Annotated in this window: 17 protein-coding genes and 1 tRNA gene; 10 read left to right on the forward strand and 8 right to left on the reverse strand. The window is 34.4% G+C overall.

The window, feature by feature from the left end; all coding sequences use genetic code 11:
• Positions 1 to 132: 132 nt before the first annotated feature.
• The 4 genes from LOK41_RS10105 (at position 133) to parC (ending at position 6,613) form a co-directional block, all read left to right on the forward strand.
• Positions 133 to 1,362 carry a S1C family serine protease gene (locus tag LOK41_RS10105; protein WP_241816347.1) on the forward strand — a complete coding sequence of 410 codons (1,230 nt, stop codon included), beginning with the start codon at positions 133 to 135 and terminating at the stop codon, positions 1,360 to 1,362.
• Between the two features lie 72 nt (positions 1,363 to 1,434).
• Positions 1,435 to 1,848, forward strand: a complete 414-nt coding sequence (locus LOK41_RS10110; protein WP_174101402.1) for a CoA-binding protein — start codon at positions 1,435 to 1,437, stop codon at positions 1,846 to 1,848.
• A gap of 375 nt (positions 1,849 to 2,223) precedes the next feature.
• Positions 2,224 to 4,188, forward strand: coding sequence for a DNA topoisomerase IV subunit B (parE, locus tag LOK41_RS10115; protein WP_241816348.1), 1,965 nt, complete (start codon positions 2,224 to 2,226; stop codon positions 4,186 to 4,188).
• Position 4,189: 1 nt separating this feature from the next.
• On the forward strand, positions 4,190 to 6,613 hold the full coding sequence (gene parC / locus LOK41_RS10120) for a DNA topoisomerase IV subunit A (protein WP_241816349.1): 2,424 nt from the start codon (positions 4,190 to 4,192) through the stop codon (positions 6,611 to 6,613).
• A 364-nt stretch (positions 6,614 to 6,977) separates the two neighbouring features.
• Here parC and LOK41_RS10125 read toward each other — a convergent pair whose 3' ends face one another.
• The 3 genes from LOK41_RS10125 to LOK41_RS10135 form a co-directional block, all read right to left on the reverse strand.
• On the reverse strand, positions 6,978 to 8,129 hold the full coding sequence (locus LOK41_RS10125) for a cysteine desulfurase family protein (RefSeq protein ID WP_241816350.1): 1,152 nt from the start codon (positions 8,127 to 8,129) through the stop codon (positions 6,978 to 6,980).
• A gap of 18 nt (positions 8,130 to 8,147) precedes the next feature.
• Complete coding sequence (locus LOK41_RS10130; RefSeq protein ID WP_241816351.1) at positions 8,148 to 9,041, reverse strand: LPD16 domain-containing protein; 894 nt, start codon at positions 9,039 to 9,041, stop codon at positions 8,148 to 8,150.
• Between the two features lie 21 nt (positions 9,042 to 9,062).
• Positions 9,063 to 9,136, reverse strand: a tRNA-Cys gene (locus LOK41_RS10135).
• A 549-nt stretch (positions 9,137 to 9,685) separates the two neighbouring features.
• Here LOK41_RS10135 and LOK41_RS10140 point away from each other — a divergent pair.
• Together LOK41_RS10140 and LOK41_RS10145 are read left to right on the forward strand one after the other, a co-directional pair.
• Positions 9,686 to 10,618 carry a DMT family transporter gene (locus tag LOK41_RS10140; protein ID WP_241816352.1) on the forward strand — a complete coding sequence of 311 codons (933 nt, stop codon included), beginning with the start codon at positions 9,686 to 9,688 and terminating at the stop codon, positions 10,616 to 10,618.
• A gap of 292 nt (positions 10,619 to 10,910) precedes the next feature.
• Complete coding sequence (locus tag LOK41_RS10145) at positions 10,911 to 11,561, forward strand: hypothetical protein (protein WP_241816353.1); 651 nt, start codon at positions 10,911 to 10,913, stop codon at positions 11,559 to 11,561.
• A 394-nt stretch (positions 11,562 to 11,955) separates the two neighbouring features.
• Here the strand turns inward: LOK41_RS10145 and LOK41_RS10150 are convergent, their stop codons facing one another.
• The 3 genes from LOK41_RS10150 to LOK41_RS10160 form a co-directional block, all read right to left on the reverse strand.
• The gene (locus LOK41_RS10150; protein ID WP_000475221.1) at positions 11,956 to 12,306 is read right to left on the reverse strand and encodes a hypothetical protein; all 351 of its coding nucleotides are present in this window, start codon (positions 12,304 to 12,306) and stop codon (positions 11,956 to 11,958) included.
• A gap of 236 nt (positions 12,307 to 12,542) precedes the next feature.
• A complete protein-coding gene (locus LOK41_RS10155) occupies positions 12,543 to 12,968 on the reverse strand; it encodes a thioredoxin family protein (protein WP_174101408.1) in 426 nt (141 codons plus the stop codon).
• On the reverse strand, positions 12,965 to 13,405 hold the full coding sequence (locus LOK41_RS10160; protein ID WP_174101409.1) for a disulfide oxidoreductase: 441 nt from the start codon (positions 13,403 to 13,405) through the stop codon (positions 12,965 to 12,967). Before LOK41_RS10160 ends, LOK41_RS10155 begins: the two co-directional genes overlap by 4 nt.
• 652 nt (positions 13,406 to 14,057) lie before the next feature.
• Here LOK41_RS10160 and LOK41_RS10165 point away from each other — a divergent pair.
• Complete coding sequence (locus LOK41_RS10165; RefSeq protein WP_241816354.1) at positions 14,058 to 15,086, forward strand: oxidoreductase; 1,029 nt, start codon at positions 14,058 to 14,060, stop codon at positions 15,084 to 15,086.
• A gap of 84 nt (positions 15,087 to 15,170) precedes the next feature.
• Here the strand turns inward: LOK41_RS10165 and LOK41_RS10170 are convergent, their stop codons facing one another.
• Both LOK41_RS10170 and LOK41_RS10175 read right to left on the reverse strand, forming a co-directional pair.
• Complete coding sequence (locus LOK41_RS10170; protein ID WP_241816355.1) at positions 15,171 to 15,353, reverse strand: hypothetical protein; 183 nt, start codon at positions 15,351 to 15,353, stop codon at positions 15,171 to 15,173.
• A 27-nt stretch (positions 15,354 to 15,380) separates the two neighbouring features.
• A complete protein-coding gene (locus LOK41_RS10175; RefSeq protein WP_241816356.1) occupies positions 15,381 to 16,034 on the reverse strand; it encodes a TetR/AcrR family transcriptional regulator in 654 nt (217 codons plus the stop codon).
• A 135-nt stretch (positions 16,035 to 16,169) separates the two neighbouring features.
• Here LOK41_RS10175 and LOK41_RS10180 point away from each other — a divergent pair, with 135 nt between their 5' ends.
• The 3 genes from LOK41_RS10180 to LOK41_RS10190 all read left to right on the forward strand — a co-directional run bounded on the left by LOK41_RS10180 (position 16,170) and on the right by LOK41_RS10190 (position 18,610).
• A complete protein-coding gene (locus tag LOK41_RS10180; protein WP_241816357.1) occupies positions 16,170 to 17,063 on the forward strand; it encodes an ABC transporter ATP-binding protein in 894 nt (297 codons plus the stop codon).
• Complete coding sequence (locus LOK41_RS10185) at positions 17,056 to 17,862, forward strand: ABC transporter permease subunit (RefSeq protein ID WP_241816358.1); 807 nt, start codon at positions 17,056 to 17,058, stop codon at positions 17,860 to 17,862. The genes LOK41_RS10180 and LOK41_RS10185 overlap by 8 nt, the downstream gene beginning before the upstream one ends.
• Positions 17,863 to 18,076: 214 nt before the next feature.
• Positions 18,077 to 18,610 (forward strand): RNA polymerase sigma factor, encoded by a 534-nt coding sequence (locus tag LOK41_RS10190; RefSeq protein ID WP_241816359.1) that lies wholly within the window; start codon positions 18,077 to 18,079, stop codon positions 18,608 to 18,610.
• Positions 18,611 to 18,622: the final 12 nt, after the last annotated feature.

Below are 18,622 nucleotides of genomic sequence, written 5' to 3' on the forward strand. Positions count from 1 at the left end.
AAAATATAGATTTTTTGTCTACTATAATAGATAGGAGTATTTTTTTAATTGGATTTCACGATGAATTCACAAGAAAGACACAACATGTGACTATACTGAAAATACGAATTCAGCAGAGAGGGGATATCAATTATGGGATATTATGACGGACAAAATATGAATGAAGAGCATAGTGAAACGAGAGAAGTAAAAAAATCAGGTAGTAAAAAAGGGTACTTTTTTACAGGGCTAGTTGGAGCGGTTATTGGAGCTGTTTCCATTAGTTTTGCAGCACCGTATATGCCATGGACAAATGGAAATGGGACGGTTTTAACTTCTAATTCAAAAGTAGAGGGAACTGTGGTTCCTGTTGTAAATAAAGCAAAGAGTGAGACGGATTTACCTGGCATGATTGAAGGAGCTAAAGAAGTAGTTGTAGGTGTTATCAACATGCAAAAGAGTATGGATCCATTTTCAATGGAGCAAGCAGGTCAAGAACAAGAGGCTGGATCAGGATCGGGTGTAATTTATAAAAAATCTGGAAACAAAGCTCTGATCGTAACGAATAATCACGTAGTAGATGGAGCAAATAAACTTGCAGTGAAACTAAGTAATGATAAAACAGTAGACGCAAAATTAGTTGGGAAAGACCCTTGGTTAGATTTAGCTGTTGTAGAGATTGATGGATCTAATATTAATAAAGTAGCCACACTTGGTGATTCCAGTAAAATTCGCGCTGGTGAATCGGCTATTGCAATTGGGAATCCATTAGGTTTTGATGGTAGTGTAACAGAAGGGATTATTAGTAGTAAAGAACGCGAAATTCCAGTGGATATTAATGGTGACAAACAGCCGGATTGGCAAGCAGAAGTTATTCAAACAGATGCAGCAATTAACCCAGGGAACAGTGGTGGCGCATTATTCAATCAAAATGGTGAAGTCATTGGTATTAATTCTAGTAAGATTGCACAGCAAGAAGTAGAAGGAATCGGGTTTGCTATCCCAATTAATGTTGCAAAACCAGTCATTGAATCTCTTGAAAAAGATGGAACGGTAAAACGTCCAGCGATGGGAGTAGGAGTTGCATCTCTTGAGGATTATCCACCGTATGCATTAGGACAATTAAAATTACCAAAAGATGTTACAAAGGGTGTTCTCTTAAGCAAAATTTATCCCGTTTCACCAGCTGAAAAAGCGGGACTTCAGCAGTATGACGTTGTTGTGGCATTAGATGGCCAAACAGTAGAAAATTCACTTCAATTCCGTAAATATTTATATGAAAAGAAAAAAGTTGGCGATAAAATTGAAGTAACATTCTATCGAAATGGTGAAAAAATGACGAAAACAGCTACTTTAGCAGATAACTCTTCTGCTAAGAATTAATAAAGAAAGTCTCTTTCGTATTGAAAGAGACTTTCTTTATCGGCTATACTAAAGGAATAGGAGGGATTTACTATGACAATTGAAAACCCAACTCGTACGGAAATTGGTGAAGTATTGAAAAAAAGCAAAACAATCGCGGTTGTCGGATTGTCCAACAAACCAGAACGCACATCATATATGGTTTCAAAAGCGATGCAGGATGCAGGATATCGTATTATCCCGGTAAATCCGGTCATAGATGAAGTGCTAGGAGAAAAAGCAGTTTCGTCATTAAAAGATATTAAGGAACATGTCGATATCGTAAATGTATTCCGTCGTTCGGAATTTTTAATGGACGTTGCAAAAGAATTTGTAGAGATTGATGCGGATGTTTTTTGGGCACAATTAGGAGTACAAGATGAAGATACATATACATTTTTAAAAGAAAAAGGCTATACTGTCATTATGGATCGCTGTATTAAAGTAGAACATGCGATGACGCGATAGTATAGACATTGTAAGTGAAAGTTCAATTCAGCTTTAGTTAATACTTGCTAACTAAACAGATGAACGAGGTGTTCATCATGAGATTTTTTAAAGGCTGTTTTTGGGGATTGCTACTTGCTATCCCATTTTGGATAATTGTCATTTGGTTAATTGCCAAATGGTGGAGTGTGTAATTTGGAATACATATCCATTTCTCGTTGACAAACGATTATTTTTCTGAAATAGTAGCCTAAAGGAATCCTTGTGAAAAAACAAGGATTTTTCTATTGAGAATGGTATATAAAAGACATAACATAACTTGCCAAAAGTATGGTTAAGGCGTTATTCTATAATAGAAACATATGTTCTGATTTGATTAGGAAAGGGGCAAGGAGTTTGGCAAAGCATCAGTTTCAATATAATGAAGATGCCATTCAAGTGCTTGAAGGTCTTGAAGCCGTTCGAAAACGCCCGGGTATGTATATCGGGAGCACGGACAGCCGTGGATTGCATCATTTAGTATACGAAATAGTAGATAACTCCGTTGATGAAGCATTAGCGGGATTTGGCGACGAAATTTCTGTCGTAATACATAAAGATAATAGTATTAGTGTAATTGATAAAGGGCGCGGGATGCCTACAGGAATGCATAAACTTGGAAAGCCTACACCTGAAGTGATTTTAACTGTACTTCATGCAGGTGGGAAGTTTGGACAAGGAGGCTATAAAACAAGTGGCGGTTTACACGGTGTTGGTGCATCAGTTGTAAATGCTTTATCAGAATGGCTCGTTGTAACGATTAAACGTGATGGAAATATATATGAACAACGTTTTGAAAATGGTGGTGTGCCTGTAACAACACTAGAGAAAATCGGAAAAACGAAACAATCTGGAACAACGATGCATTTTAAACCAGATCCATCTATTTTCAGTACAACAAATTATAATTATGAAACGTTATGTGAGAGATTGCGTGAATCTGCCTTTCTGTTAAAAGGCATGAAAATTACTATAAAAGACGAACGAAATGATTTAGAAGACGTTTTCCATTATGAAACAGGAATTGAAGCATTCGTTTCTTATTTAAATGAAGAAAAGGACTCTATCCATCCAGTTGTATACTTTGCTGGTGAACAAAATGGAATTGAAGCAGAACTTGCATTTCAATTTAACGATGGCTATTCAGAAAACATTCTTTCATTCGTAAACAATGTACGTACGAAAGACGGTGGGACACATGAAGCTGGATTTAAAACAGCAATGACACGTGTTTTTAATGAATATGCTCGTAAAGTTTCAATGTTAAAAGAGAAAGATAAAAATTTAGAAGGTACGGATATTCGCGAAGGGTTAGCGGCAATTGTTTCTGTACGTGTGCCGGAGAATTTACTACAATTTGAAGGTCAAACAAAAGGGAAACTTGGAACAAGTGAAGCACGTTCATCCATAGATGCGATTGTGTCCGAACACTTAGCATACTTTTTAGAAGAAAATCCAGATGTAGCAACTCTTCTTGTGAAAAAAGCGATTAAAGCAGCACAAGCGCGTGAAGCAGCTCGTAAAGCTAGAGAAGAAGCGAGAACTGGTAAAAAGAAAAAACGCTCGGAAGGAACATTGAGCGGCAAGTTAACACCTGCGCAATCTCGTAACCCACAAAAGAACGAGTTATATTTAGTAGAGGGTGACTCTGCTGGTGGCTCTGCGAAGCAAGGGCGCGATCGTCGTTTCCAGGCAGTGCTGCCGCTAAGAGGTAAAGTAATTAACACGGAAAAAGCAAAGCTTGCTGATATTTTCAAGAATGAAGAGATTAATACCATTATTTATGCAATCGGCGGTGGTGTTGGAAACGAATTTTCTGTCGAAGATATTAACTATGATAAAGTTGTAATTATGACCGATGCTGATACAGATGGCGCACATATTCAAGTGTTATTACTTACATTCTTCTACCGATATATGAAGCCGTTAATTGAAGCAGGTAAAGTATTTATTGCTCTTCCACCTTTATATAAAGTAAGTAAAGGAAAAGGGAAAAGCGAAGTAATTGAATATGCGTGGTCAGATGAAGAGTTAGACGATGTGACGAAAAAGGTCGGTAAAGGCTATATGTTGCAGCGTTATAAAGGTTTGGGCGAAATGAACGCGGATCAGTTATGGGAAACGACAATGAATCCAGAGACACGTACGCTAATTCGCGTGAAAATTGATGATGCAGCAAGAGCTGAACGCCGTGTTACGACGTTGATGGGTGATAAAGTAGAGCCTCGCCGTAAGTGGATCGAGCGAAATGTACAATTCGGTATGCAAGAAGAAGGAAATATTTTAGAAAATGAAATGATTATGGAGACGGAGGTGGAATAACATGCAAGCAGAGAAGTTTCATGACCTCCCGCTTGAAGACGTGTTAGGTGATCGCTTTGCACGTTACAGTAAATATATTATTCAAGATCGCGCGCTTCCAGATGCGCGTGATGGTTTAAAACCAGTACAACGTCGTATTTTATATTCCATGTATGTAGAAGGAAACGTACATGACAAGCCGTTTCGTAAATCGGCTAAAACAGTTGGTAACGTTATTGGTAATTACCATCCACATGGTGATTCCTCTGTATATGAAGCGATGGTACGTTTAAGTCAAGATTGGAAAGTGCGTAACGTATTAGTTGAAATGCATGGGAATAATGGTAGTGTAGATGGTGACCCAGCGGCAGCGATGCGTTATACAGAAGCTCGTTTATCGCCAATTGCCTCTGAATTGCTTCGTGATATCGATAAGGAAACAGTAGAATTCGTATCAAACTTTGATGATACAAGTGAAGAACCAGTTGTTTTGCCAGCAATGTTCCCGAATCTATTAGTAAACGGATCGACAGGAATTTCAGCTGGATATGCAACAGAAATTCCACCTCATCACCTTGGTGAAGTAATCGATGCAACAATGATGCGTATTGATAAGCCTAATAGTACGGTAGATGACTTATTAACGGTTATTAAAGGGCCTGATTTCCCAACAGGTGGTATTATTCAAGGGCTTGATGGAATTAAAAAAGCGTATGAAACAGGCAAAGGAAAAATCATCATTCGCGGAAAAGCAGAAGTTGAAACGATTCGTGGTGGTAAGCAACAAATTGTTATTACAGAAATTCCATATGAAGTAAACAAGGCGAATCTAGTAAAAAAAATGGACGAATTACGTCTAGATAAAAAACTGGATGGGATTGCTGAAGTCCGTGATGAGACAGATCGTACAGGTCTTCGTATTGTTGTGGAATTAAAAAAGGAAGCAAACGCAGAAGGTATTTTAAATTATTTATATAAAAATACTGATTTACAAATTCCATATAACTTCAATATGGTAGCTATAAATAATCGTCGTCCGACGCTTATGACGTTACCGAAGATTTTAGATGCGTACATTGGACATCAAAGAGAAGTTGTTACACGTCGTTCAGAATATGAACTTAGAAAAGCAGAAAACCGCCAGCATATTGTAGCAGGTTTAATGAAAGCATTATCGATTTTAGATGAGGTAATTGAAACCATTCGAGCATCTAAAGATAAACGTAATGCAAAAGACAACTTAAGTGCAAAATTTGGGTTTACAGAAGCGCAAGCGGAAGCAATCGTATCACTGCAATTGTATCGTTTAACGAATACAGATATTACCGCACTGGAGAAAGAAGCAGAAGAACTGCAAAAGAAAATTTCAGAATTACAAGCGATTTTACAAAGTGAGAAAAAGCTTCTGCAAGTTATTAAAGTGGATTTAAAGAGAGTAAAGAAAACGTATAGTGATAATCGTCGTGCGGTTATTGAAGAAGAAATTGAAGAAATAAAAATTGATGTGGAAGTTATGATTCCGCAAGAAGATGTCATCGTTACTGTAACGAAAGAAGGGTATGTAAAACGAACAGGCTGGCGTTCACATAATGCATCGAACGGGAAAGACTTCGGTATGAAAGAAGGCGACATCTTACTGGAACGTTTCGATACAAACACAACAGAAACAGTTCTTTTATTCACGAATAAAGGAAATTATATTTATCTTCCAGTATATGAGATGCCAGATATTCGTTGGAAAGATTTAGGCCAGCATGTAGCGAATATTGTTTCGCTTGAACGAGATGAGACGTTAATTTGGGCAACGGTTGTACAGAACTTTGAGGAAGAAAAACGTTTCGTAGTGTTTGTAACGCGAAATGGTATGATTAAGAAAACGGAACTAAATCAGTATAAAGTGCAGCGCTATTCAAGGGCGTTCGTTGCTGTAAACTTGAAAAAAGATGATGAAGTTGTAGATATATTCGCAACAGACGGAACAAGTGATATTGTTCTTGCAACACATGGCGCATATGCACTTATTTTTAACGAAGAAGAGGTAAGTCCAGTTGGTGTAAGAGCAGCTGGTGTAAAAGCGATTAATTTAAAAGAAGATGACTACGTTGCTTCTGGTAAGCCGTTAAATAGTGAAAAAGATCAATTGATTCTTGTCACGCAGCGAGGCGCGGTTAAGCGATTGAAAGCTTCTGAGATTGAGAAATCAACAAGGGCAAAGCGCGGTCTTGTTATCTTTAAAGAGTTAAAACGTAATCCGTACCGTATTGTTGGTATTGAAATTGTTCGAGATGATGAACTTGTTTATATGAAAACAGAAAAACAGATTGTCGAAGAAATAGATCCAAAAGCGTTTCGTAATAAAGACCGGTATAGTAATGGTAGTTTAGTCTTAGATGTTACGGATACAGGTGAAGTGGTCGAAACGTGGACGAAGAAGCGGACAGAGTGAATAAACGATAGTAAGAATTTTAATTAAATATATACTCATCTTATTAGTGAAACCCATGTTCTATATAGAACATGGGTTTCTTGGAGTAGTAGGGTTTTAAACTCACCACGATTCTAATTTTTTTAGTTTTTTCATGAAAGTAAACCAAAAAGAATTAGGATGAAAAAATAAAGGTAATTATATATTGATTGAAAGAAAGGGAGTACAGTATGTCACCATCCTATTAGGACTATGAGGTACTCTCGAAAATATATTGTTTTAAGTTATAACTTTTTATTAAAATCTTAGACTGTTGTGAAGCATAAAAAAGCACTATTCTTTCTGTGAAGGTATATAGAAAAAAGAGTGCTTTTTTCTATTATTTTTAAAATCCCTGTTGCACACAATAAATATCTTTAATTTTAGCTATAATCTCATCAACAGCGTATAAAAGTTCTTCTTCGCTTAAATAGGGACTAATTGATATACGAATAGAACTATTAGCTTCTTCTTTTGATAATCCAATCTCTTGTAATACATATGACGGTTCTAAGCTGTTTGAATTACAAGCAGATCCCGAAGAAATAGAAACAGTTCTCATACCTGCTATAAGTGTTTCTGAACTAATATTTGGGATCATTATATTTATGATATGAGGTATGCTATTTTCCATACATACATTTACGCGAGAAAGGGGTATTTCTTGTTGAATTTGATTTATAACAATTGTTCTTAATTTCAGTGCTTTTTCATAATTCTCTTTTAATTCTAATATAGCTATATCACTTGCTACGCCCATACCAGCTATTAGTGAAGTTGGTAATGTTCCACTGCGCAAATATGTTTGCTCACCTCCAAATAATAAAGGACGGAAATATTCCTGTTTGTGCTGGTTTACATATAAAATGCCTACACCTTTTGGTCCATAAATTTTATGTCCCGATAATGATAAAGTATCTATATCCAATTCTTTCACATCTATTGGTATTTTTCCAAAAGCTTGAACAGCATCTACATGTATCAATGTTTTATACTTTCTGCATAAAGCAGAGATCTCATTGATAGGTTGAATTGTTCCCACCTCGGAATTAACATATGCAAAACTAACAACCCTTGTATCATCATCTAATAAGCGTCTCAATGAATCTAAGCAAATGGTTCCATCACGTTTAATGTCCACATATTTTACGATAATACCTCTTCTTTGTAACTCTTTTCCAACCTCTAAAATCGATTTATGGTCTATAGGTGAGAGAATTACATTTACAGGTTCTTTTTCATGATAATCAATTGCTCCTAACAATGCCAAGTTGTTACTTTCTGTTGCCCCCGAAGTAAATATTATTTCTTCTTTATGAGCACCAATAGAAATTGCAATCTTACTTTTCGCTTGATACACCGCATACTGTGCTTTTTTTCCCATCACATGCTGAGATGAAGGATTTGCAAATTCTGTTTTCATGTACTTTTCTACCACTTCGATCACTTTATTATGACATGGAGTAGTAGCAGCATAATCTAAGTACACCTGTCTCATAAGCATTGCCCTCCTTTATCACGAAGAAAACACAGAGAAATTAACGGTTTTTTCATAGATTTCTTCTTTTGACATTTCACCACTTCCACCAGGATCCACAACAATAACTTTCATCCCGGTTAAATTATATAGATTAAGAGCGATTTCAATACCTGTACGTACTGGTTGGTAACATTCTCCAGGTGCGAATAATAACAATGCTCTATAACCTGCCTTATGTACCTCAGCTATCATTTCTGTAATTTCTCCTGCACATCCAGTTACACCACAACTAATTAATGTTTTATAATTTCCATCCGCATCTACAAATGATACTTCGGATTGATTTTCTCGATCGTTTAGCATTCTTTTTTCTAATTTTCCTTCTTTTACTAGCTTACTAGCACTTTTTTGAAATCTATATTTAAGCCAAGTTTCAGGGAAAAAGATCGGATTTTTTCGGCTAGACAAGATACTCTGTTGATTAAAGTACTTACTCTTTTCTAAACTTGTAACGTAAGCTTCTGGAATTTCTGTATATCTCTCATAAAACTCTTTACGAAGATCACTAACGCTTGCATTTGCAGATGGAACATATTGCCAATCGTTAATTAATAGTAGGTATTTAATGTCTCTAAATTGTTCATAAAATTGCTTGCCTAATTGAATTCCGATATTCCACGTGTATAAAGGGAATATACCTACTCTACGTGAAATCCTTTCTTTCATCACATCTGTTTTCTGTTCTTCGATAATTCCAGGAGTTAAGCTATTTGTTTCTTCATCAAAAAAGAGCATAAAGTGCCCTGACATAATTACTAATTCTTCTTGAGTAGTATTTTTTAATTCTTCACTGATTAACTTGATCATCTCTTCTTCTGATGCAACTAATTGATGAATTCCTTTCTTTTTTACATTCATTGAATTCGACATATGTTACCCCCTTAAAATGTATGGAGGCAGTGCTTGGATTTGAACCAAGGAATTAGGTTTTGCAGACCTATGCCTTACCACTTGGCTACACTGCCATCATATAGAGTTTAGGTGCTAATTTGAAACTTGTTTATCACGTTGTTCATAGTATCATTCTAAAAAAATAATCGTCAATAATATTCTGAATATAATTATTTTTCTCAACATAAAAATTAATACCTAGAAAGTTTATTGAAAATATAAGCATTCAAATAAAATAAAGAAATATGTAAGATATTTTAAAATAATAGTGTTTTTGAAGGATAAGAAATATAACCATAAAAAATTTTTTTTATTCTATGGTTGATGATTCAGTATAAATTTCTCAAAAGATAATCAATTTTTTATTTTGCAAATATAAGATGCTGCATGCTATTGTTAGTTATGATTTTTAGAAATCCTTATTTTTTAAAAGAGCCAATTCACTATAAACGAGTTTTCACCCAAAAGGTAATTAATCATGAAATCATCGTGCATAGAAGATCTTTCAACTCATGAAGGCTTAAGAGTTTATGCTATGTAACCAGTTGAATATCAAAATAATAAAAAGCAACATGCTAAATAAAGCTTTTAATACTAACAATTTAGTGAGAAAGGAATCCAATATGTCCAAACAAACAATTGCTTATATTCAAATGTCATTTGCAATGGTTGCAATTGGAAGTTTCGTTATTGTTAATAAGTACATTATTAAAGAACTTCCTATATTTATTGCTTCAGAGCTTAGATTACTAATTGCTTCCTTAATATTACTTCCTTTATTTTTATATAAAGGTGAAAAAATGCCTAAACTAGTAAAAAAGGATTACATTATATTTTTTCTTCAAAGTTTTATAGGTGTGTTTTTATTTAGTGTTTGCACATTATATGGTTTAAAACAAACAACAGCTTTAGATAGCGGCATCATTATGAGTTGTACGCCTGCAATAATGGCTTTAATCTCTTATTTTTTTCTAAAAGAAAGACTAGGAATGAATAAAATAGGAGGGATTCTATTAACTATTTTAGGTACATTGTCTATCAATGTTTTTGGTCAACTTTCAAATTTTAATGTAGGCTCGCACTCATTAACAGGAAATATGTTAATCTTCTGCGCTGTGATTGGAGAAGCAATTTTCTTTTCCTTTGGGAAATTAATTTCTACGCCTTTAAGACCTTTAACAATGACAACAATTATGAGTTTGACAGGTGCGATATTATTTTTACCTTCTGCGATATATCAATCCTTACATTTTAACTTTTTTACTGTATCTCCATTGGCGTGGTTACTCGTATTATATACAGGAGTTGTAATTACTGTATTAGCTGTTCTATTAATGAATCAAGGGTTAGAAGTGGTATCAGCGGGGACAGCGGCAGTATTTACAGCTTTAATGCCTATAAGCACAGTGATTTTATCAGCTTTTATATTACATGAACCTCTCTTCTGGTATCATATTTTTGGAATGGTATTGGTTATTTCGGGTATTTTTGTTATCACGAACTCTTCAAATGAAAGTAAAGAAATGTTTGAAAGAAGCAGACACGAAAATATGTAACAATAAAGTGAAACTTTAAACAGTGGGGGTTTTCCTCATCCCCCACTGATTGTTAGTTGAACCAATCGGGCCTTTACGGGCAGTTTATCTCCCACCTAACTTCTTTGCTCCCGCCGAATTTTGAGGTGGGAGTATTACTGCCCGTTAGTGCGGGATAAATTTTCTCAATATAAGACTGCATATATTGTTGGTTTCAGTATTCAAAAAAATACATTGTTAATTTACAATAATTTAAGAAGTGTAGAACAGTAATAAATATATTAACTATATTCTGTAATAAAGGAGCCCATAAATGAAAAAAGTATATTCCTTTTTAATGACTGTATCTGTATGTATATTTATATCTGCTTGTTCTAATCAAACGAATTCTGAAAAAGAGGTAGAATCTGATACGAAAAAAGCTCCAATAGCTGAAACGAATGTAAAAGCTAAGCCTTATACAGAGCCATTAACACAAGTAGGACAAGAAGCAAAGCATCCACTTGGAACAGTGGTTCTAAAGCAATTAAGTGAGCCAAATACAATGATAGAAGCAGGGCCTCTTCATATTCAAGTAGAGAGAATTAAGGTAATTCAGAGTACAGAAGTAAGTGAAATTGGGAAATATAACTTAAAAGAACGAGGACTAAGTACAGAGCAAATGAATGCAATACAATTTACAACTATTTTAGAAAATACTTCAGATCAAGTACTTAATTTGGAACAAGGGCCTTTTAAAACACTTGTTTTAAGTAATGGTGAACAAGTAGATGTATATAAAATGAATGCGGATCCAAAAAATCGAAGCTTAAATGCCAAGGAAAAAATAAAGCTTACACTTATCTGTTTCTTATCTCAAGCTCCAAACGAAATTACATCCGTAAAAGTAGTTACTGATGTGGTACGAGATCAACAAACAAAAAATGAGGTAAGTGCAGTAACCAATACTGAGATTACTATGTAAAAAAGAGAACAGCCTGATGAGGCTGTTTTCTTGTGTTTTCTAATTAAAAAGAGCAGTATCCAACAACTGGCTTGGAAGAACCAGTTTTAATGAAATAATTAGGAGCAAAGCCTTGGCTCAAGCACCACCATAGCCATTATCATCTACTTTTAAGCACTGGTGAACAAGTAGATGTATACAAAATGAGCGCGGATCCCCAAAAATAGAAACTTAATGTAAATGTGAGAGTGAAGCTTACACTTATTTGCTTCTCATCTCAAGCACCAAATTAAAGGTAATGACTGATGTAGTACGAAATCAATAAACTAAAAGTGAGATGAGACCATTAACCACTAGGGGGATTACTATGTAAACAAGAAAACAGCCCGAGGAGGCTGTTTTCTTGTTTTTCCAATTAAAAAGCACAGTATCCAACAACTGGTTTAGAAGAACCAGTTTTAATGAAATAGTCAGGAGCAAAGCCTTGATCTAACTCACCACCATAGCCATTATCATCTACAAAATCCCAAACCTTACTTCCCATATAAGATTCGCCATTTACATAGCAATATAACCAAAGTTTAGTGCCATCTGGAATGTTTGATTCAGTCCGTAGGCCATTTATTGTCGGAGTCGTGCGAAGATCTAGCCCAGAACCCGTTTTTTGTACCGGATAAAAAGCAGCTTCCGTTACCGATTGACTTGCGAATAAAACTGAACCTGCTACTGCTACCGAAGCGATTGATAATGCAACTTTTTTAAACATACGTGTTACCTCCTAATAAATTATATTTTATTGCAAATGGGGAATCCCCCTCATACTTAACAAATCAAAAATTAAACTGTATTCAATATTGGTAAGCATGAGGGAGAGCCCCCTTTACTCCTCTATAAATTAATAGAATGTATAGTTAAAAACAAAAAATTACGCTAATATTTATTTCTTTATCAATACTCTAGTTATAAGTTTGAAAAATAATGTTTTTGGTAAAATATAAATCCTTATTTGTTGTTTTCAAACCATGTTTGAAACGTTTGTAAGGACTGTTCGCCTAATATACGGTTCATTTCTTTCCCGTCTTTGTAAGAAATAATTGTAGGGGTTCCTTTTATTTGAAACATATCCCAACCTTGTTTATATTCTTCTAGATTCAAAACTTGCATATCAATATTCATATTTTTTGCCATAGGAACTACAATTGGTGAAATCCTTTGGCAATGCGGACAGGTCGTTTTGTAGAAATAAACTATTTTTGTTTTGTGATTGGATAGATCTTGTTGTAATTGTTCGGGGGTAATTTGGTTTTTATAATAATCTACCTCCTCAGTACTTGTGGTTTTTTCACTTTTTGTTCCTTTATTGGTTAGAATAAAAATAAGTGTAAATATTGATAAAATAGTAATAATGAAAAAAAGCATTTTTTTCATATACTGTTTCTCTCCTTGCTTATTTTAATAAGAATAAAGCAACAAATAATAATAAAAAGAAAGGCTATTAGAGCGAGAAATGGGATTGTAATAAATCCGAACCAATCTAAATAATCTCCTGTGCAAGGTATTCTCCCACATGATGTTCCGTTTTCAGATAAAAATGGGATTTTTTGAAGGGAATAGTGATAGGCAGCTATACATGCGCCAATGATAGCGAGGACCAAACTATAAACCCCAATTCTATAATCTTTCCGTATAATAGCTGTTCCTAGTAAAAGAACGAGTGGATACATGAGAATACGTTGATACCAGCATAATGTACAGGGCTCATATTTCATTATTTCAGACAGATACAAACTCCCGAGTGTTGCAATAAAAGAAACAGACCAGCTACTAAACAATATGTATTCTAGTTTTTTTTCTGTATTGTTCATGACTTCAACCTTTCTTTTTTAAAGATGGAAATAATGTAATAAAGTCCTCTAAGAAAGTAGAATATAAAAAATAAATTTAAAAAATAAATTTAAAAAATGATTAGCTCAAGAGTTATTATAAATTATGTTTTTGTTTTGTATATTGAGAAAAAATTGATTTTATAAAATCTTATAGAAGAATAAAGTAAATAAGATGAGATAAATAGAAAGTATGCATATCCTTTTTTAGGGAGCTGTCTACGCTCATCCAGTAAATATTTTAAAGTGCCCTCAAAACGAAAAATTTTTCTTTACAGCTATTTATAAGAATTCAGCTTGTTTTGTTATTTAGGTGAGTTAATAGATTTATTAGTTTGATGGTAATGAGGTTGCTCCTTAAAAAGTCGAAAAAGATGTGAATATACACATCTTTTACAATTCTATTTATCTTCTATATTTTGATCCCGCTATTCGCGGGTAGTAAGACTCTCATTTCAAAATTCGGCAAGAGCAAATGGGGGTGAGGGTGAATAATCAGTGGGGTATGAAGAAATTCACAGGAATTAAAGTTTCACTTTATTTTTACCAATCTAAGAATGAGCAAATGGTTATGTAAATAAAATAAAACTTGCTATAATGAATATGAAATCGTTCTCATGGATGGAGGAAATATATGAAAAAAATAGGTGTAGGGATTGTCGGATTTGGATTTTCTAGTACAACATTTCACATCCCTTTATTACAAACGATAGATGAATTTGATATTCGTGCGATTGTATCTTCAAAAGAAGAGGTAGTGATAGAAGCATTACCGACTGTACAAGTGGTTCGTACGATTGGAGAATTAGTAAAACGAGATGATATAGACCTTGTTGTAATTACATCACCAAATACAACACATTTTCCATTTGTAAAAGAGGCTATTTTACATAGCAAACATGTTGTTGTTGAAAAACCTTTCGTTGTTTCAATTGAAGAGGGAGAAGAACTTATTAGATTGGCGAAAGAGCATGATGTTTTTGTTAGTGTGTATCATAATCGTCGATTTGATAATGATTTCTTAACAATAAAGAAATTAATTGAGGAGAAACAAATTGGAAATGTGTATGCATATGAAGCGCACTTTGATCGTTTCCGTCCTCATGTACGCGATCGCTGGCGTGAAAAAAACTTACCGGGGTCAGGGATTTTATACGATCTAGGGTCGCATTTAATTGACCAAGCATTACGTTTATTCGGAAAACCAGATGCTATTAGTGCAGATGTAGTAAAGCAGCGACCTGGAGCAGAAACAGATGATTATTTTCATGTTGTGCTTCACTATGGATTTAAGCGTGTAATTTTACATAGCAGCAGTTATGTAAAACATGCAGGGCCTCACTTTAGTGTTCATGGGGATAAAGGTTCGATTGTGAAATATGGTATGGACTCACAAGAAGAGCAATTAAAGCTTGGTATGAAGCCAGGTAGTGCAGGATATGGAGAAGATAGTGAAAGTAATTTTGCTATTTTAGAAACAGAAGATGAAGTGAAACGTATTCCAACAGAAGTGGGATGCTATGAAATGTATTATAAAGGAATTCGAGATAGCATTGTAAGTGGAGCGCCAGTTCCTGTAACAGCGGAAGAAGGTTTACAAGTTATTCGTGTTATTCAAGCTGTTATTGAAAGTAGTGAAACAGGTAGGGTTATTTCACTATAAATAAAAAAGACACGATTTCGTGTCTTTTTTTGATGAGTTTCGTGTTTAAAATATATAATGGATTTGTTTAGATAGAAACATTTTTTAATATTTGTTAAAAAAATTTTTAATTGCTTCAAGCTGTATATTATGACTACAGTGCTCACAAGTGTGTTTTCCATTGCTATTTTCTTTAAAGAGTTTGTATATTTTCGTTCCTTCATATGCTTTAAATATTTGTCTACAGCTCATACAAACCAATTCATAGAACAGTTTATCTTGTGACATGTAACATTCCCCTTTGATCTCAATAGCTCAATTCAAACTTTCTTTTTCATTTTTGTGAGTCGTATTGTCGGGATTAGAAAGTCCATAAAAAAACAACGTAACAATATCTTTTATATGTTTTTTACGATCTCCTTCTAAGAGCTGTGCCCCATAATCTTCACCTAACTTACTAAACATTTGAATGTATAATAGCATCATTTCTTTTGAAAGGTTTGGATTAATTTCATTTTTATGCTGTGCGTTTTCTAATATCTCGAAAAACCAAGGCAGGACTGTCTCGCGCTGATAACGATATAGAAATTCATGGAGTTCTGGATCTTTTTGAGTTGCTTGCAATAGCATTTCAGGATGAAATAAACTGCCACTTTCCATCTTCCGTAGTATCATTTTATGCATCATATCGTGAAATGGCATGTTTTCAGCTGCTATTTTTTGATAGTATTGGAATTCAGTTGTCGTAAATTCTTGAATAAGCTCTCTAAAAAGGGCATCTTTACTTCCAAAATGGTTATAAATTGTCACCTGAGATACTTTAGCCTTTTTTGCAATATCCTCTATTTTTACTTCGTTAAATCCACGTTCTGAAAATAATGACAAAGCAGCGTCTTTAATGGCGCGTTTTTTCTTTTCTTTTACTTTTTCAAACCCGTTCAATATAATCACCTCATTCAAAATATACAAGAAAATAGAGATGAAAACAATAATTTTGAAATATAGATATAAAAATATTTCAAAAAATGTTGTCAATATGATTGGAGAGGAGTACAATAATTTTGAAATATAAACAATTAAATATTTCAAAAATGAGGTGGAATAATGATTTCAGTCCAAAATGTCACAAAACAGTTTTCGAATGGAAAAGGGTTATTTGATATTACTTTTCAAGTAAAAGAGGGGGAAGTTTTCGGTTACCTAGGACCAAATGGCGCGGGGAAATCAACAACGATTCGTAATTTAATGGGATTTATAAAACCAACTGCTGGTCATGCCGAAATTTTTGGATTAGACTGCTGGAATGAGGCTGCGAAAATTCAAAGAGAAGTTGGTTATTTGCCAGGCGAGATTTCTTTTATAGAAGGGATGAATGGATTAGAATTTCTAAAGCTTATGCAAGGTATGCGAGGATTGAAAGATACAAAAAGACGTGATGAGCTCATTGAAAGATTACAATTTGATGTGAAAACACCGATTCGAAAAATGTCTAAAGGGATGAAACAAAAAGTAGGAATTGTAACTGCATTTATGCATGATCCTGAAGTGCTAATTTTGGATGAACCAACGTCAGGATTAGATCCGCTCATGCAGCAAATATTTATAGATTTAATATTAGAGGAAAAACAAAAAGGAAAGACAATTCTCATGTCATCTCATATTTTTACAGAAATTGAGCGGACATGTGACCGGGTAGCTATTATTAAGGATGGTCGCCTTGTAACGGTAGAAAACATTCATGATTTACAGGGGATGAGAAGACAGGTAATGGATGTAACGGTTTCGTCACAAGAGGAAATACGTTCTTTACAAAAAGAAAATTTACAATTTGAAGCGATAAAGGGGAATACAGCGTCCGTTATTGTACAGGGGAATTATCAGGAAGTATTAAAAACACTTGCTCGGTATAATGTGAAAGTACTCCAAACGAGAGCAATGGATTTAGAACATTTATTTATGCATTATTATGATGCAAAGGAGGGTGTGAAACATGAATAAACAGCTATTTTTAGCTAGTTTTAAAGAAAACCAAAAAAGCATATGGAGTTATTCGATTGGTGCGGCTCTTTATTTGTGGTTATTAATTTGGATATTCCCATCGCTCGTATCCGCGAAAGGGCTAAATGAAATGATAGATGCTATGCCAGATAGTGTGAAAAAGATTGTTGGTATGGAAAATTCGATTCAAAATGTAAGTGATTTTTTAGCCGGCGAATACTATGGTATGTTGTTTCTCATTATATTGACAATTTTTAGTGTAATGGTAGCTACACATGTAATGGCTCGCTATGTAGATAAAGGAGCAATGGCTTACTTGTTGGCAACACCGGTATCGAGAGTGAAAATTGCAATCACACAAGGAATAGTTCTTATTCTGGGATTACTAATCATTATAATTGCGACGTATGGGGCAGGTGTATTAGGAGCAGAGTGGCTCTTGGAAGAAAATAATTTAAATCAAGAAGTATTTTTCAAAATGAATTTAGTTGGGGGACTGTTGTTTCTCGTAGTCAGTGCCTATTCATTTTTATTCTCTTGTATATGTAATGATGAAAGAAAGGCTCTTAGTCTTTCTGCTAGTGTGACAATTTTGTTTTATTTACTAGATATGGTAGGGAAATTAAGCGATAAGCTAGAATGGATGAGAAATATATCATTATTTACGTTGTTTCGGCCAAAAGAAATTGTGGCAGGGACATATAACATATGGCCGGTGAGTGTTGGACTAACTTTTGGTGCGATTTGTATCTTTGCAGTAGCGATTGTGTTGTTTAAGAAAAGAGATTTACCGCTATAGATAAAGGGGTTCATCCTCACTAATTATCAGCCCTCACCAATTGGGTTGCCCGCGAATAGCCGGATAAATAGAGTTGAAAAGATAGTTAGTTCCTAAAGGAATTGACTATCTTTTTTATTTCTAGAAAATTACAAAAAAAATGAACCTTTTTCCTCACAAATCCGTCTAATAAGTGTAAAGTTTTATTGAGAGAAATAAAACAGGAGGATAAACAGTGAAAGTAATACCGTTATATAAAACGATAGTGAAGGAAGAGAGCGATGTTTCTTTAGCTAAAAAAGGCGATCATGAAGCATTTGTTTCTTTAATACATACACGTAAAGTTCAACTCTATCGTATAGCTAAGGCAATGCTATATGATGAAAATGACGTAGAAGATGCGATACAAACAACCATTCTAAAAGCTTATGAAAATATAAAAAATCTTAAAAGTGAAGAATTTTTCCAAACATGGTGCATTCGAATCCTGATTAATCAGTGTAATGAAATGATACGATCGCGAAAAAAGGTAATTGCAATAGAAGGAAATGTTGATTGCATGATAGCATTTGATTCTTATGAAGATATAGATCTTCATAATGCAATTCAGTCTTTAACCGAAGAATTAAAAGCTGTAACAGTACTCTACTATTATGAAGATATGAATCAAGAAAATATTGCGGCATTATTAGAAATACCAAAAGGAACGGTTAAATCGAGGTTGTCACGGGCGAGAGAACAACTGCAGAAACAATTAAAAATGGAGTAGGAGGTGGGATGT

This window comes from Bacillus sp. TL12 (assembly GCF_022625245.1).
Classification (GTDB): Bacteria; Bacillota; Bacilli; order Bacillales; family Bacillaceae_G; genus Bacillus_A.